The 14,207-nt window shown below is 62.7% G+C and carries 14 protein-coding genes; 8 read left to right on the forward strand and 6 right to left on the reverse strand.

Features of this window, described 5'->3' with window-relative positions:
- Positions 1–170 precede the first annotated feature (170 nt).
- Positions 171–572, reverse strand: a complete 402-nt coding sequence (locus NKI61_RS15505) for a hypothetical protein (protein ID WP_023734317.1) — start codon at positions 570–572, stop codon at positions 171–173.
- A 133-nt stretch (positions 573–705) separates the two neighbouring features.
- On the opposite strand from NKI61_RS15505, the gene NKI61_RS15510 reads away from it, so the two are divergent.
- The 8 genes from NKI61_RS15510 (at position 706) to NKI61_RS15545 (ending at position 8,987) form a co-directional block, all read left to right on the forward strand.
- Positions 706–1,020 (forward strand): ArsR/SmtB family transcription factor, encoded by a 315-nt coding sequence (locus NKI61_RS15510; protein WP_023670944.1) that lies wholly within the window; start codon positions 706–708, stop codon positions 1,018–1,020.
- Entirely contained in the window at positions 1,017–1,484 is a 468-nt protein-coding gene (locus NKI61_RS15515; RefSeq protein WP_023734316.1) for an SRPBCC family protein, read from the forward strand. Before NKI61_RS15510 ends, NKI61_RS15515 begins: the two co-directional genes overlap by 4 nt.
- A 29-nt stretch (positions 1,485–1,513) precedes the next feature.
- Positions 1,514–2,122, forward strand: a complete 609-nt coding sequence (locus NKI61_RS15520) for an ATP-dependent Clp protease proteolytic subunit (RefSeq protein WP_023734315.1) — start codon at positions 1,514–1,516, stop codon at positions 2,120–2,122.
- Between the two features lie 146 nt (positions 2,123–2,268).
- Positions 2,269–2,490: a hypothetical protein gene (locus tag NKI61_RS15525; protein WP_033003135.1), complete on the forward strand. Its 222-nt coding sequence runs from the start codon at positions 2,269–2,271 to the stop codon at positions 2,488–2,490.
- A 783-nt stretch (positions 2,491–3,273) separates the two neighbouring features.
- Positions 3,274–6,195, forward strand: coding sequence for an excinuclease ABC subunit UvrA (uvrA, locus tag NKI61_RS15530; protein WP_023739983.1), 2,922 nt, complete (start codon positions 3,274–3,276; stop codon positions 6,193–6,195).
- 34 nt (positions 6,196–6,229) lie between these two features.
- Positions 6,230–6,694, forward strand: coding sequence for a GNAT family N-acetyltransferase (locus NKI61_RS15535; RefSeq protein WP_023726687.1), 465 nt, complete (start codon positions 6,230–6,232; stop codon positions 6,692–6,694).
- A 28-nt stretch (positions 6,695–6,722) separates the two neighbouring features.
- Complete coding sequence (locus NKI61_RS15540) at positions 6,723–7,526, forward strand: DUF72 domain-containing protein (RefSeq protein WP_352839987.1); 804 nt, start codon at positions 6,723–6,725, stop codon at positions 7,524–7,526.
- A gap of 315 nt (positions 7,527–7,841) precedes the next feature.
- Positions 7,842–8,987, forward strand: coding sequence for a GGDEF domain-containing protein (locus tag NKI61_RS15545; RefSeq protein ID WP_352839988.1), 1,146 nt, complete (start codon positions 7,842–7,844; stop codon positions 8,985–8,987).
- Positions 8,988–9,079: 92 nt separating this feature from the next.
- Here NKI61_RS15545 and NKI61_RS15550 read toward each other — a convergent pair whose 3' ends face one another.
- The 5 genes from NKI61_RS15550 to urtB all read right to left on the reverse strand — a co-directional run bounded on the left by NKI61_RS15550 (position 9,080) and on the right by urtB (position 14,149).
- Positions 9,080–9,256 carry a hypothetical protein gene (locus NKI61_RS15550; protein ID WP_023670936.1) on the reverse strand — a complete coding sequence of 59 codons (177 nt, stop codon included), beginning with the start codon at positions 9,254–9,256 and terminating at the stop codon, positions 9,080–9,082.
- 531 nt (positions 9,257–9,787) lie between these two features.
- A complete protein-coding gene (urtE, locus tag NKI61_RS15555) occupies positions 9,788–10,483 on the reverse strand; it encodes an urea ABC transporter ATP-binding subunit UrtE (RefSeq protein WP_352839990.1) in 696 nt (231 codons plus the stop codon).
- Between the two features lie 69 nt (positions 10,484–10,552).
- The gene (urtD, locus tag NKI61_RS15560) at positions 10,553–11,299 is read right to left on the reverse strand and encodes an urea ABC transporter ATP-binding protein UrtD (protein WP_023688640.1); all 747 of its coding nucleotides are present in this window, start codon (positions 11,297–11,299) and stop codon (positions 10,553–10,555) included.
- Between the two features lie 4 nt (positions 11,300–11,303).
- A complete protein-coding gene (gene urtC, locus NKI61_RS15565; RefSeq protein ID WP_352839992.1) occupies positions 11,304–12,536 on the reverse strand; it encodes an urea ABC transporter permease subunit UrtC in 1,233 nt (410 codons plus the stop codon).
- Positions 12,533–14,149 carry an urea ABC transporter permease subunit UrtB gene (urtB, locus tag NKI61_RS15570; protein WP_352839993.1) on the reverse strand — a complete coding sequence of 539 codons (1,617 nt, stop codon included), beginning with the start codon at positions 14,147–14,149 and terminating at the stop codon, positions 12,533–12,535. Before urtB ends, urtC begins: the two co-directional genes overlap by 4 nt.
- Between the last annotated feature and the right edge of the window lie 58 nt (positions 14,150–14,207).

Genomic DNA, 14,207 nt, shown 5'->3' on the forward strand with positions numbered 1-14,207 from the left:
TCACCTTACAGGCCGCGGACAATCCTGGCTTGCCGCGGCTGGCTTTTCCCACAAGGTTTTTGTTCCCTTTTCGTTCCTATACTGTTAACCACGGATTGTCAAGGAATGGCAGCAATCGCCGACGCGGGCGCGTGGATTTAGCTGACACGCAGCGGCGAGAAGCGGTGTCGTCAGCGCCGTTTTTTAGCTGGTCGCAACGGACCGAAAAAGCCGCTCCACTCCATGCCCATGGTATGGGCGCGCTGTGCGATCACGGTTGGTGCCGACATCAGCCCGACTGCAGGTTCAGATTTCAGAGCCGGGTCATTCAGCAATTTCCCGATCGCGCGCCCGTGCCACCAGACCTGAGCGACGAGCGCCGCTACCACCGCGATCAGGCCCCAGGTCCCCAATCCTTCGCCGAAGATGTAAATCCCGTATGGCGGCGATAGCGCCGTACCCAACTTGGCCAACAAGATCACGGCCACGAAACCGATGACGGCGATGGCGCCTATACCGAGGACGAGGCGGCGATAGAGCCTCAGAGCCTCGTTGAGGTTCTCGGCGGACGAAAGATCGACGTTGGAATTCATAAATACTACTCCTGCCTCGCGATGATCGGCCCATCTTGTTCCCCGTGGATTAGAGGCCCGGCAGGATCCAATCAATACCGGGCATTCAAAACACCCCTTGCCAAATCGATAAGTATCGACTTATGCTTTTGCCATGATCGAAGCAGAGATTTTTCGCGCCCTGGCCGACCCGACGCGACGCGCCGTCTACGAGCGGCTGACTTCCGGCGAGATGAGCGTGTCGGAGTTGCGCACTGGCATGAGCGTGTCGCAGCCGGCGGTGTCGCAGCACCTTGCCGTGCTGCGCGGCGCAGGCCTGGTCAGCGAAAGACGCGCCGGCCGCAACGCCTACTATCGCGCCGATCCGCAAGGGCTCGAGCCGCTGCTCGGCTGGATCGAACGCTACCGCGCATTCTGGCCGGAGCGCATCGAAAGACTGAAGGCCGTTTTGAAGGACATGGACCAATGACCGACGAAAAGCAGACGCAGACCGCCAAAGATGCCCTCGCCTTCGAATGCGATCTGCCGGACGCACCGGAAAAGGTGTGGCGGGCACTGACCGTGCCGGACCTCTTGGCGGAATGGATGATGCCGAACGACATCAATCCGGAAACCGGCAGCCGCTTTGCCTTTGCCCGGCCTGAGAAGCCGATCGAGTGCGAAGTGCTCGATGCCGAACCGGGGCGCCTGCTGCGCTATTCCTGGCGCGAGCGTTCCGGCGACGCCGACCGCGAGGAGCTGGAGAGCATCGTCACCTTCACACTCGCCCGCACCGTTTCCGGCGGCACGCATCTGCGCATCGTCCATGACGGGTTTGTCCTGACGCCTGCGGTTGCGATGGCCGGCGCCGGCTGCCGGCTCTCGCTGCGCGCATACAAGCCCAAACCGCCTGTCGCCGCCAACGCGCCACGCCTGTTGCTGTGCGCTGCCTGAACCGGAAAAATCAAAACGGAGACAATGAGATGAGCGGCTTTGCCAATCTGGTGCCGATGGTGATCGAGCAATCGAGCCGCGGCGAACGCGCCTTCGACATTTTCTCGCGGCTGCTGCGCGAGCGCATCATCTTCGTCAATGGCGAGATCAATGACGGCATGTCGGCGCTGGTCTGCGCCCAGCTCCTGTCGCTGGAATCCGAAAACCCCGACAAGGAGATCTCGCTTTACATCAACTCGCCGGGCGGCGTGGTGACCAGCGGCTTCGCCATCTACGACACGATGCAATTTGTCAGTTGCCCGGTATCGACGGTGTGCATGGGCTTTGCCGCCTCGATGGCCTCGTTCCTGCTGATGGCGGGAACGCCGGGCCGGCGCATCGCGCTCCCCAACGCCAGCATCGTGCTGCACCAGCCTCTGGGCGGCTTCCAAGGCCAGGCCTCCGACATCCAGCGCCATGCCGAAGGCATTTTGCGCACCAAACGGCACATGACGGAACTGTATGCGCAGCATTGCGGCCGCACCTATGAAGAGGTCGAACGCACGCTCGACCGCGATTTCTTCATGACCGCCAAGGAGGCCAAGGAGTGGGGCCTCGTCGACCATGTGTTCGACACCCGCAAAAAGGCGGCGGCCTGATCGGCGGATTGAATGCAGGCCGGTGTTCCCTCAATTTCAACGCCGCTGGTCTGGCCTCGCCTTGAGCGCGGCACTATAGTCTTGCCATGCGCTACCACCTGAACAGACTGACCATAGCCATTGCCATCACGGCGGCGACATCGAGCATGGCCTTTGCCGGGGGCAGCACCAGCACGTCGCGGAAAGGCGCCCTGCCCGGCGTGACCGGCGACTACCGCATCGCCAAGCCCGCGCCGCAGCCGGAGCCGGACGACGCGCTGCCTGCCGGCGAGAACGGCACGTTCAAGATCGGCGACACCGATGTCAAGATTTCCGGCAGCATCACTGTCGATGTCGGCACGGGTGGGATCAAGCCGCCGCGCCGGTAGCCCCTTCTCCCAGCTACTATACGGGAGAGAAAGCCTGCGCCGACGACTTCCTCGCAAAAGAACAGCCCCGCCGTTGCTTCCGCTAACGGTCGGGGCTTTTCTTGGATTCCAAATCCAAACTGCCGGTAGTGTTATACCGACTTTGACTTCGGATGCTTCGCGGCATTCAGCCGACGATCCGACTATCCGTCTCTGATTTTTGTGGGATTCGGCAGGTCACGGTTTGTCTGGTGGTTTGTTGGACTGACGCGATGCGTTCGTTTGGACGCATACACTCCAATGCCTTGAAACTACCTGGCACTTATGCCCGCCGCGGCTCCACTAGCAGGTGGAGCCTCAAGGGACTATCCGGTGGCGTCATGCTCCGCTCCTATGTCCGTTGCGACTGGTGTCAATCCGAAGCACAAATCGCAAAAACCTGCGGCGTCTCGCAGGCCGCTATGGGCGGCGAGGCCATCAAAGACGGCCGGCTCCGTTGACTCCGGCAGAGTGCGCCCCCGATTCGACGACGTCAACCTTGAATAGCCGGTTACGGAAAATGTGATCGCCGGGAGCTTACGTCAGGGTCAGTTTCTGAAACACCCTTGTCAGTTTCTGCACAGCTTTGTCAGGAGCGTGTTCGGCCTTTGTTCTTTCCGCTTGCCCCTTCGCGCGAAAGACGGTTAAACGGCTTTGGTCGAGAAGTGTGGCGTCTCTCGACGTGGCGGCAAAAATACCTACATAGGGAATGGCCGGGAAAACCCGCCGATCCCACTGACACCAGACCTGAGGCGGCGACCGGCGATGGCCGACCATAAATACCTTTCCATTCGCGGGGCACGCGAACACAACCTGAAGAATGTCGATCTCGACCTGCCGCGTGACAGCCTGATCGTCATGACCGGCCTGTCGGGCTCCGGCAAATCGTCGCTTGCTTTCGACACCATCTATGCCGAGGGCCAGCGCCGTTACGTCGAGAGCCTGTCGGCTTATGCGCGCCAGTTCCTCGAAATGATGCAGAAGCCGGATGTCGACCAGATCGACGGGCTGTCGCCGGCCATCTCGATCGAGCAAAAGACCACGTCGAAGAACCCACGCTCGACAGTCGGCACCGTCACCGAGATCTACGACTACATGCGCCTGCTGTTCGCGCGCGTCGGCATCCCCTATTCGCCGGCGACCGGCCTGCCGATCGAAAGCCAGACGGTCAGCCAGATGGTCGACCGGGTGCTGGCTGTCGAGGAAGGCACGCGCCTTTTCCTGCTGGCGCCGATCGTGCGCGGCCGCAAGGGCGAATATCGCAAGGAACTGCTGGAGCTGCAGAAGAAGGGCTTTCAGCGCGTCAAGGTCGACGGCGTCTTCTACGAGATCGCCGACGTGCCGGCGCTGGACAAGAAGTACAAGCACGACATCGACGTCGTCGTCGACCGCATCGTCGTGCGCGGTGACCTGGCGACACGGCTTGCCGATTCCATCGAAACGGCGCTCAAGCTGGCGGAAGGGCTGGCGGTGGCCGAGTTCGCCGATCGGCCGCTCGACGCCAGCCAGACCGGCGAGGACTCGGTCAACAAATCGAAGAACGAGACGCATGAGCGCATCCTGTTCTCGGAAAAATTCGCCTGCCCGGTTTCCGGCTTCACCATTCCGGAGATCGAGCCCAGGCTGTTCTCGTTCAACAACCCGTTCGGCGCCTGCCCGACCTGCGACGGCCTCGGCAATCAGCGCGCCATCGACGCCAGCCTGATCGTGCCGGACGAAAACGTCTCGCTGCGCGACGGCGCCGTCAGCCCGTGGGCGAAATCGACCTCGCCCTATTATGCGCAGACGCTGGAAGCGCTGGGCAAGGCATACGGCTTCAAGCTCGGCGACAAGTTCAAAGACCTGACCGAAGAGGCAAAGGATGCCGTCCTGCGTGGCACCGGCGAGCGCGAGGTCACCTTCCAATATGATGACGGCCTGCGCTCCTACAAGACCACCAAGACGTTCGAGGGCGTCATTCCCAATCTCGAACGGCGGTGGAAGGAAACCGAATCCGCCTGGATGCGCGAGGAGATCGAGCGCTTCATGTCGGCGACGCCCTGCCCGGTCTGCAAGGGATACCGGCTGAAGCCGGAAGCGCTGGCGGTGAAGATCGCCGGCAAGCATATCGGCGAAGTCACAGAGCTGTCGATCCGCAAGGCCGACCAGTGGTTCACCGAACTGCCGCCACATCTCAACGACCAGCAGAACGAGATCGCGGTGCGCGTTCTCAAGGAAATCCGTGACCGCCTGCGCTTCCTCAACGATGTCGGCCTCGACTATCTGACGCTGTCGCGCAATTCCGGCACGCTGTCGGGCGGCGAGAGCCAGCGCATTCGTCTGGCGTCGCAAATCGGCTCCGGCCTCACCGGCGTGCTCTATGTGCTGGACGAGCCGTCGATCGGCCTGCACCAACGCGACAATGCCCGCCTGCTTGACACGCTCAAGCATCTGCGCGACATCGGCAACACGGTGATCGTCGTCGAGCATGACGAAGACGCCATCCTGCATGCCGATTATGTCGTCGACATGGGTCCGGCCGCCGGCATTCATGGCGGCGAGATCATCGCCCAGGGCACGCCGCAGCAGGTGATGGCCAATCCCAACTCGATCACCGGTAAATATCTGTCGGGCGCGCTCGAAGTCGCCACGCCCGGTGTCAGGCGCGAGGCCAAGAAAAACCGCCGGCTGAAGATCGTCGGCGCGCGCGGCAACAATCTCAAGAACGTCACTGCCGAAATCCCGCTCGGCACTTTTACCGCCGTCACCGGCGTGTCTGGCGGCGGCAAATCGACCTTCCTGATCGAGACGCTGTTCAAGGCGGCGTCGCGCCGCATCATGGGCTCGCGCGAGCATCCGGCCGATCACGACCGCATCGAGGGCCTCGAATTCCTCGACAAGGTCATCGACATCGACCAGTCGCCGATCGGCCGCACACCGCGTTCGAACCCGGCCACCTACACCGGCGCCTTCACACCGATCCGCGACTGGTTTGCCGGGTTGCCCGAGGCCAAGGCCCGCGGCTATCAGCCGGGCCGCTTCTCCTTCAACGTGAAGGGCGGCCGCTGCGAGGCCTGCCAGGGCGACGGCGTCATCAAGATCGAGATGCACTTCCTGCCCGACGTCTACGTCACGTGCGACGTCTGCCACGGCAAGCGCTACAACCGCGAGACGCTCGACGTCCTGTTCAAGGGCAAGTCGATCGCCGACGTCCTGGACATGACGGTCGAGGAAGGCGTCGATTTCTTTGCCGCCGTGCCCGGGGTGCGCGACAAGCTGGAGACGCTGAAGCAGGTCGGCCTCGGCTACATCCATATCGGCCAGCAGGCGACGACGCTGTCGGGCGGCGAGGCGCAGCGTATCAAGCTCGCCAAGGAATTGTCGCGCAAGGCGACCGGCAAGACGCTCTACATCCTCGACGAGCCGACCACCGGCCTGCACTTCCACGACGTCGCCAAGTTGCTGGAAGTGCTGCACGAACTGGTCGACCAGGGCAACACGGTGGTGGTGATCGAGCACAATCTCGAAGTCATCAAGACCGCCGACTGGGTGCTCGACCTCGGCCCCGAAGGCGGCGATGGCGGCGGCGAGCTGGTTGCCCAAGGCACACCGGAAGCGATCGTGCGCGAAAAGCGCAGCTACACCGGCCACTTCCTGAAGGAACTGCTGGAACGGCGCCCCGGAGGCAAGCGCGAAGCGGCGGAGTGACTGGCAGACCGGCCGGGCGCCTGGAGAGCTTTGAATGACAGTCCGACAGGCGCTTGCCGGTGATCTCGACGGAGTCGTTTCGCTGACGGAAGCCGCCTATGGGCATTACACCGCCTTGTTCGGCGCGCCGCCGATCCCAGTCACCGAGGGCTATGCGCCACGCATCGAGCGAGGCGAGGTCTGGCTGCTGGAGAGCGACGCTGAGCTCGCCGGGCTGATCGTTATTGAGCGCCACCCCGATCATGCGATGATCTTCAGCGTCGCGGTCTCCCCCGCTTTTCAGGGGAGGAAACTCGGTACCGCGCTGCTCGACTTCGCCCAGGAACAGGCGCGGCTATGGGGTGTGCCGGAGGTGCGGCTCTACACCAATTCGCGCATGGAGCGGAACATCGAGATCTATACGGCCTATGGCTTCCACGAAACGGGCCGCCGAGCCAATCCCCACCGTCCCGGATGGACCGTGGTCGACATGATCAAACCGGTTGGAAAAATAGCCTGACCGCATTTTTAGAACTGGGAGGAAGACGATGATCAGCCAAGGAACAATCCGCGCCGGGATGGGCGGCTGGACTTTCGAACCCTGGGATACGTCTTTCTACCCGGACAAGCTTTCCAAGGCCAAACAGCTAAGTTACGCCACCCGCCAGGTACCGAGCATCGAGGTCAACGGCACCTACTATTCCAGCTTCAAGGAGCCGACCTTCGTCAAATGGGCGGGCGAGGCGCCGGACGGTTTCGTCTATTCGCTGAAGGGCAATCGCTTCGTCACCAACCGGCGCGTGCTTGGCGAAGCCGGCGAGTCCATGACGCGCTTCCTCGGCTCCGGCATTGCCGCGCTGGGCGACAAGCTGGGCCCGATCCTGTGGCAGTTCGCGCCGACGAAAAAGTTCGACGCCAATGATTTCGAGGCCTTCCTGAAGCTGCTGCCGGAAAAGCAGGATGGCGTGGCGCTGCGCCATGCGCTGGAAGTGCGCAACGACAGTTTCAGCGTGCCGGAATTTGTGAGCCTGGCGCGCAAATACAAGGCGGCGATCGTCTATGCCGACCATGCCAAATATCCTGGTATCGCCGACATCACCGGCGATTTTATCTATGCGCGGCTGCAGACCGGCAGCGACGACAATCCGGATTGCTATACGCCGAAGGGCCTGGACGAATGGGCAGCGCGGGTGAAGACCTGGGCGCAAGGCAAGCAGCCGGCCGATCTGCGGCGCGCCGATCCGACTTTCGACGCGCCGGTGAAACCGCGCGATGTGTTCGTCTACTTCATCACCGAGGGCAAGGTGCGCGCGCCGTTCGGCGCCATGGCGCTGATGAAGAGGGTGAGCTGATCGGTTAAAGCGCGTCGCGCTGAAACGGATTCATACGACGCGATTTAAGTCTTTGTCTTGATGCATGCCGTTGTCCCAGAACCGCGGCACACTTCTGAGCGACATGCATTAGGAGCAATTCCAGGAAAAGTGCGGACCGGTTTTCCCGGAAAACCGGGTAGCTCTTTCCCTTGAAAAGGGTTTCAACCCAGAATTGCTACGATCAACCGAAGCGTGATAGCTTATGCGCATCGTAACCTTATCGATACCTCCTTCCTGCATAAATCCGGTGCGGGTCCTTTCTAGAGGCCGGCCGCCGCGCGCAAGGACGAGGGCATGTCGCTCGACTACAGTTCCCTTCTGTTGGCTGTCGGGTTTTCCGCCGCTTGCCTCGGCCTGACGCTGTTCGGCATCTGGCTTACCGCGCGCTCGGAAAGATTCCTGCTGACATGGGCGGTCAGCGTGCTTCTTATCGTTGCCGACGTCTTCGCCTACCAGGCCTATATCGACGCGCCCGGACGCCTGCTCGGCCTCGCCAGCTTCACGTTCCTGCTGCTCGGCTTCGCGACCATGCTGGGCGCTGCCCATCAGTTCACGACAGGGAGGTCACCGCTGCCCCGCATTGCTGTCGGCGCCGGCGTCTCGCTGGCAGTCGCCTTGCCGCCGATGGCGCTTGGCTATGACGGGCTGGGCTTCATGCTGGAGAATGCCTTCGCCGCGCTGCTACTGTTTGCGACGGCCTATGAATACTGGAAGGGCCGCACCGAATTCCCTGCCCCGATCCTCGGCATTGCCGGGCTCTACACAGCCACCGCAATTTCCTTCGTGCTGTGCTCCGGTGCACTTGTCTGGGATGGCAGGCTGGTGCTTGGCCATGCGCCGAGCAACTGGGCCGAGGATTTCAGCCTCATCGTCGTCATCGCGTGCATGACCGGCATCGGCGCGCTCTCGCTGGCGCTCAACCAGGGACGCCTGGCGCAGTATCATCGCCGCGAAGCGCTGACCGATCCGCTGACCGGACTGCTCAACCGGCGCGCTTTGTTCGACCTGCACGGCAAAACACCTGTCCGGTCCTTCACCGCCGTGATCGTGTTCGATCTCGACGGCTTCAAGGCGATAAATGACGAGTTCGGCCATGCCACCGGCGACGAGGTGCTGAAACTGTTCGCCAAGGATTTGACCGCCAATCTCCAGCCGGGCGATGTCGCCGCGCGCATGGGCGGAGAGGAATTTGCATTGGTGCTCGATCGCACCTTGCCTGAAAAGGTGGAATTCATAGCCGAGCGGATCCGGGCCAGTTTTGCCATGCGCCGGATCGATACCGAGACCCGCCTGCTGTCCTGCACCGTCAGCGCCGGCTACGCCTTCGGCAGCGAGGGCGGCACCAAATTCGACAAGGTGCTCAGCGCCGCCGACAAAGCGCTTTACGGCGCCAAGCGCGGCGGCCGCAACCGTGTGCTCGCCTTCCGGCGCGCCGGGTAGGCTGGGCTGATATTCAGCCGGCCTGAACCTCACCACACGTAAAACAACACCCCAAAGCGCGTCGCATGAGGCCGTTCAGGCGCGACGCGCTTTTAGGCCGCTATGACGATCTCGTTGTAAGTGTCGAGGTCGACGTAGAAAACCTTGGTGATTTCGCCGATCAGCTCATCCTGCTGGTAGCCTTGCGAGCGCAGAATGTTGATGGCGGTGATGATGTCGACACGCTCTGTCAGCCGTCGTTTCTGGTGGTCCTCGACGAACCGTTCCATAGCCCTATTCTCCTGGCAAGATTATCTGAACGCATTGACCGACAATCAGAACTGCGAGGGAAGCTAGGGTGGCTTGCTTGCGTGGAACTTGCAGGCTGAGCCAGCATATTCCCTCGATCTGCTACAGAACCAGACTGATACGGAAGCGGCCGACTCACCGAGGCCTAGGAAAGACTAGCATGCAGTATTCGGCGTGCCAGAGTGTGGCGGCCTCGGACGAAAGTCCGACGCAACGGGTGCGGACCTTCGCGACTTCATCATCCTTGGGCGTAGCGACGCGAAGCGGAGCGAAGACCCAGGGATCCATGCCGGGACGAAGAAGCGTCATTAACGGTGCAGAATGTGGAATGCCAATGTGCCGCAGAAGCGATCTTGTTCTGCATCGCGGCACTCTTTGGCTGATGTCGCGGCATGGATTCTAGGGTCTGCGCGCGTCGCTCCGCTCCTTGGCTCCGCCCTAGAATGACGAAGTGATTGTGGGCATTTCAGCCAATCTTCGACGTGTACGATCCGTGCAGCCGTCGACCTGCGTTAAACCGTCAGAAACTTCCTGACGTCCGCCCGGTCGAGATCTTCGGCCGGGCCGGTGTGGACGATCTGGCCGCGGTCCATGATGTTGACCTCGTCAGCGAGCTCGCGGCAGAAATCCAGATATTGCTCGACCAGCAGAACGGCGATACCGGCCTGGTCGCGCAGATAGCGGATGGCGCGGCCGATGTCCTTGATGATCGAGGGCTGGATGCCTTCGGTCGGCTCGTCGAGCACCAGCAGTTTCGGCCGCATGACGAGCGCCCGGCCGATGGCGAGCTGCTGCTGCTGGCCGCCTGAGAGATCGCCGCCGCGCCGCCCCAGCATCTGCTTCAGCACCGGAAACAGTTCGAAGACATGCGCCGGCACGTTGCGGTCGGCGCGCTTCAACGGCGCAAAGCCGGACTCCAGGTTTTCGCGCGCCGTCAGCAGCGGAAAGATCTCCCTGCCCTGCGGTACGAATGCGATGCCCGACCGGGCGCGATCATACGCCGCGCTCCGGTCGAGCGCCTTCCCCTCGAAGGCAACGCTTCCGCTCGTCAGCCGGTGGTGGCCGACGATCGATCTCATCAAACTGGTCTTGCCGACGCCGTTGCGGCCGAGCACGCAGGTGATCTTGCCGGCACCCGCCGTCAGCGACACACCGCGCAACGCCTGAGCAGCGCCGTAATGGAGCGTGGCGTTGGAAACTTCGAGCATGTCAGCGCCTTCTCCAGAAGCGGAGGAACGAAAAGTCGAAGCGATGGAATTGCACCCGCCAGACCATGCTCATCTCCCGAGATAAACTTCGACGACCCGCTCGTCGGCCGAGACGAAATCGAGCGAGCCTTCCGACAGCACCGAGCCCTCATGCAGGCAGGTGACCTTGACGCCGAGTTCGCGCACGAAATGCATGTCGTGCTCGACGACGATGACCGAATGGTCGCGCGCTATGTCCTTGAGCAGCCGCGCGGTTTCCTCGGTCTCGGCATCGGTCATCCCTGCGACCGGCTCGTCAACCAAAAGCAGCTTCGGGTCCTGCGCCAGCAGCATGCCGATCTCCAGCCACTGTTTCTGGCCATGGCTGAGATTGGCTGCCAGATCGTGGCGCTTGTCGCCCAGCCTGATGATGCCGAGGATGTCGTCGATCTGTCTGGCTCCGGCGGCCGAGCGGCGATGGAACAGCGCCGGAAAGATCGAGCGCGGGCCCTTCAGCGCCAGCATCAGATTGTCTTCGACGCTGTGGCTTTCGAAGACGGTCGGCTTCTGGAATTTGCGGCCGATGCCCATCATGGCGATCTCCGCCTCGTCGTGCCGGGTCAGATCGACCTGGCCGTCGAAGAACACTTCGCCCTCGTCGGGCCGGGTCTTGCCGGTGACGATGTCCATCATCGTCGTCTTGCCGGCGCCGTTGGGACCGATGATGGCGCGCATCTCGCCCTTGTCGAGCACCAGCGACAGATTGTTGATGGCGCGGAAACCGTCGAAGGAGACCGAGACGCCGTCGAGATAGAGGATGGTGTTGGACTTCGACATCGCTCTATTCCGCCGGCTGCGGTTCAGGCCCGGACGCGGACCAGGCACCGGGCGTCGTTGCTGCGCTGCGCACGATCTTCAATGGCGGCGCGGCATCAGGGTCTGTGCCCGCTTCCTCTGCAATCGCTGCAGCCCGCATCGCCCGAGCGTTACCGCGCCAGGAATCCCACATGCCGACGATGCCCTTGGGCAGGAACAGGGTTACGGCGACGAACAGGCCGCCGAGCGCAAACAGCCAGAACTCCGGCAGCAGGCCGGTGAACCAGGATTTGCCGGCGTTGACCAGCAGCGCGCCGACGATCGGGCCGACAATGGTGCCGCGCCCACCGACGGCTGCCCAGATCACGACTTCGATGGAATTGGACGGCTCGAATTCGCCGGGATTGATGATACCGACCTGCGGCACATAGAGCGCGCCGGCGATGCCGGCCATGACAGCCGAGACGGTGAAGGCAAACAGCTTCACGTTCTCCGCCCGCCAGCCGAGGAAGCGGGTGCGGCTCTCGGCGTCGCGCACCGCCATCAGCAGCTTGCCGTATTTGGAGCCGACGATCGCCCAGGTGATGAAGACGGCGAGCGCGAGTATGATGGCGCTGGCGGCAAACAGGGCCGAGCGGGTGGCGTCGGCCTGCACGTTGAAGCCCAGAATATCCTTGAAATCGGTCAAGCCGTTGTTGCCGCCGAAACCCATGTCGTTGCGGAAGAAGGCGAGCAGCAGCGCGTAGGTCATCGCCTGGGTGATGATGGAGAGATAGACGCCGGTGACGCGGCTGCGGAAGGCGAACCAGCCGAAGACGAAGGCGAGCAGGCCGGGCACCGCCAGCACCATGATGGCGGCGAACCAGAAGTGGTCGAAACCGGTCCAGAACCAGGGCAATTCCTTGTAGTTCAGGAACACCATGAAATCGGGCAGGATCGGATTGCCGTAAACGCCGCGCGAGCCGATCTGGCGCATGAGGTACATGCCCATCGCATAGCCGCCGAGGGCGAAGAAGGCGCCATGGCCGAGCGAGAGGATGCCGCAATAGCCCCAGACGAGATCGAGCGCCAAGGCAAGCAATGCATAGCAGAGGTACTTGCCCGTCAACGCGACGATGTAGGACGGAATATAGAACGCGCTTTGCGGCGACAGTGCGAGGTTGAGCAGCGGCACGATAATGGCGGCCGTCAGCAGGATGAAAATAGTGATGGCGATGCGACGGTCGGCACCCGCGGCGAAGAAGCGTCCCGTGATCATGTTTCCACCGCCCTGCCCTTGAGCGCGAACAGGCCGCGCGGGCGCTTCTGGATGAACAGGATGATCAGCACCAGCACGACGATCTTGCCGAGCACCGCGCCGGCATAGGGTTCGAGAACCTTGTTGACGATGCCGAGCGAGAAGGCGCCGACCAGCGTGCCCCAGAGATTGCCGACGCCGCCGAAGACGACGACCATGAAACTGTCGATGATGTAGCCGCGGCCGAGATTGGGCGAGACATTGTCGATCTGGCTGAGCGCGACGCCGGCAATGCCGGCAATGCCGGAGCCGAGCGCAAAGGTCAGCGCATCGACCCAAGGCGTCCTGATACCCATCGAGGCGGCCATGCGGCGGTTGGCGGTGACGGCGCGCATCTGCAGACCCCAGGGCGTGCGCTTCATGACAAAGAGCAGCACGCCGAAGACGGTGAGCGCGAAGACCAGGATCCAGAGGCGGTTCCAGGTGACGGCGAGTTGGCCGACATCGAACGATCCCGACATCCAGGAGGGGTTGCCGACCTCCTGGTTGGTCGGTCCGAAGATCGAGCGCACCGCCTGCTGCAGGACAAGCGAGACGCCCCAGGTTGCGAGCAGCGTTTCCAGCGGCCGGCCGTAGAGGAAACGGATGACGCCGCGCTCGATGATCAGGCCGACGGAAGCGGCAACCAGGAAGGCGAGCGGCAGCGCGATCACCAGCGACCAGTCGAACAGGCCGGGGAATGAGGTTCGGATCACCTGCTGGACGACGAAGGTGGTGTAGGCGCCGAGCATCACCATCTCGCCATGCGCCATGTTGATGACGCCCATGACGCCGAAGGTGATGGCGAGGCCGATGGCGGCCAGCAGCAGCACCGAGCCAAGCGAGATGCCGTACCATATGTTCTGGCCGGCATCCCACAGCGCCAGGCTCGAATTGATGCTGGCGATTGCCGCCGTCGCGGCATCCTTGACCGCGCCTTGCGCATTGGCCTCGACCGCGGTGAGCAGCGAGACCGCGTCGCGGTCGCCGCGCGCGCCGATCAGGGCAATGGCGGCAAGCTTGTCGGCCTCCGGCTTATCGGAGACCAGCACCGATGCCGCGCGCGCCTGTTCGAACAATGCCTTGACCTTGGCGTCGGTCTCGGCGGCGATGGCTGCATCGAGCGGCTCGATATTGGCGGCATCGGGGGTCTTGAACATGGTGTCGGCGGCGGCGATGCGGACAGAAGGATCTTTCGCGCGCAACGTCAGCGTTCCCAGCGCATCGCGGATGACGCGGCGCAGCGTGTTGTTGACCTTGATCTTCGTGATGTCGGCCTTGGCGGCGTCGCCGGCTTTCCCGCCACTCAGCGGGTCGAGCAGCGTGACGCTGTCGGCGGCCTCACTGCCGACGAAGACGGCTGAATCGGCTTTACGGATGTAAAGGTTGCCTTCGGCGAGCGCTGCAAGCGGGCGCTCGACCAGCGGATCGCCGGTGGCGGCAAGCTCGCGCACGACGGCCTCCGTGGCGGAAAAGCCGGTGCCGGTGGCGAATTTGGCGACGATGGCGCGCAGATCGGCTTCGGCTGCGTTCGACGGCAACAGGCTTGCCACCAGGAACACCAGCATGAGGCCGAGAGTGCGCGACAGGATCATCCGTTCAGATACTTTCCGGGAGGGTGGAATTTGGCGTCCGGGCGGGCTGAAGCGCCCG

The sequence above is a fragment of the Mesorhizobium sp. M0514 genome (assembly GCF_040321145.1).
In the GTDB taxonomy this organism is placed as follows: Bacteria; Pseudomonadota; Alphaproteobacteria; order Rhizobiales; family Rhizobiaceae; genus Mesorhizobium.

What these genes read in the sequence shown, in the direction of transcription:
- NKI61_RS15505 (WP_023734317.1), bottom strand. Translation starts at nt 572, where the DNA reads ATGAATTCCAACGTCGATCTTTCGTCCGCCGAGAACCTCAACGAGGCT.
- NKI61_RS15515 (WP_023734316.1), top strand. Translation starts at nt 1,017, where the DNA reads ATGACCGACGAAAAGCAGACGCAGACCGCCAAAGATGCCCTCGCCTTC.
- NKI61_RS15510 (WP_023670944.1), top strand. Translation starts at nt 706, where the DNA reads ATGATCGAAGCAGAGATTTTTCGCGCCCTGGCCGACCCGACGCGACGC.
- urtD (WP_023688640.1), bottom strand. Translation starts at nt 11,299, where the DNA reads ATGTCGAAGTCCAACACCATCCTCTATCTCGACGGCGTCTCGGTCTCC.
- NKI61_RS15520 (WP_023734315.1), top strand. Translation starts at nt 1,514, where the DNA reads ATGAGCGGCTTTGCCAATCTGGTGCCGATGGTGATCGAGCAATCGAGC.
- urtE (WP_352839990.1), bottom strand. Translation starts at nt 10,483, where the DNA reads ATGCTCGAAGTTTCCAACGCCACGCTCCATTACGGCGCTGCTCAGGCG.
- NKI61_RS15535 (WP_023726687.1), top strand. Translation starts at nt 6,230, where the DNA reads ATGACAGTCCGACAGGCGCTTGCCGGTGATCTCGACGGAGTCGTTTCG.
- urtB (WP_352839993.1), bottom strand. Translation starts at nt 14,149, where the DNA reads ATGATCCTGTCGCGCACTCTCGGCCTCATGCTGGTGTTCCTGGTGGCA.
- uvrA (WP_023739983.1), top strand. Translation starts at nt 3,274, where the DNA reads ATGGCCGACCATAAATACCTTTCCATTCGCGGGGCACGCGAACACAAC.
- NKI61_RS15525 (WP_033003135.1), top strand. Translation starts at nt 2,269, where the DNA reads ATGGCCTTTGCCGGGGGCAGCACCAGCACGTCGCGGAAAGGCGCCCTG.
- NKI61_RS15540 (WP_352839987.1), top strand. Translation starts at nt 6,723, where the DNA reads ATGATCAGCCAAGGAACAATCCGCGCCGGGATGGGCGGCTGGACTTTC.
- NKI61_RS15550 (WP_023670936.1), bottom strand. Translation starts at nt 9,256, where the DNA reads ATGGAACGGTTCGTCGAGGACCACCAGAAACGACGGCTGACAGAGCGT.
- urtC (WP_352839992.1), bottom strand. Translation starts at nt 12,536, where the DNA reads ATGATCACGGGACGCTTCTTCGCCGCGGGTGCCGACCGTCGCATCGCC.
- NKI61_RS15545 (WP_352839988.1), top strand. Translation starts at nt 7,842, where the DNA reads ATGTCGCTCGACTACAGTTCCCTTCTGTTGGCTGTCGGGTTTTCCGCC.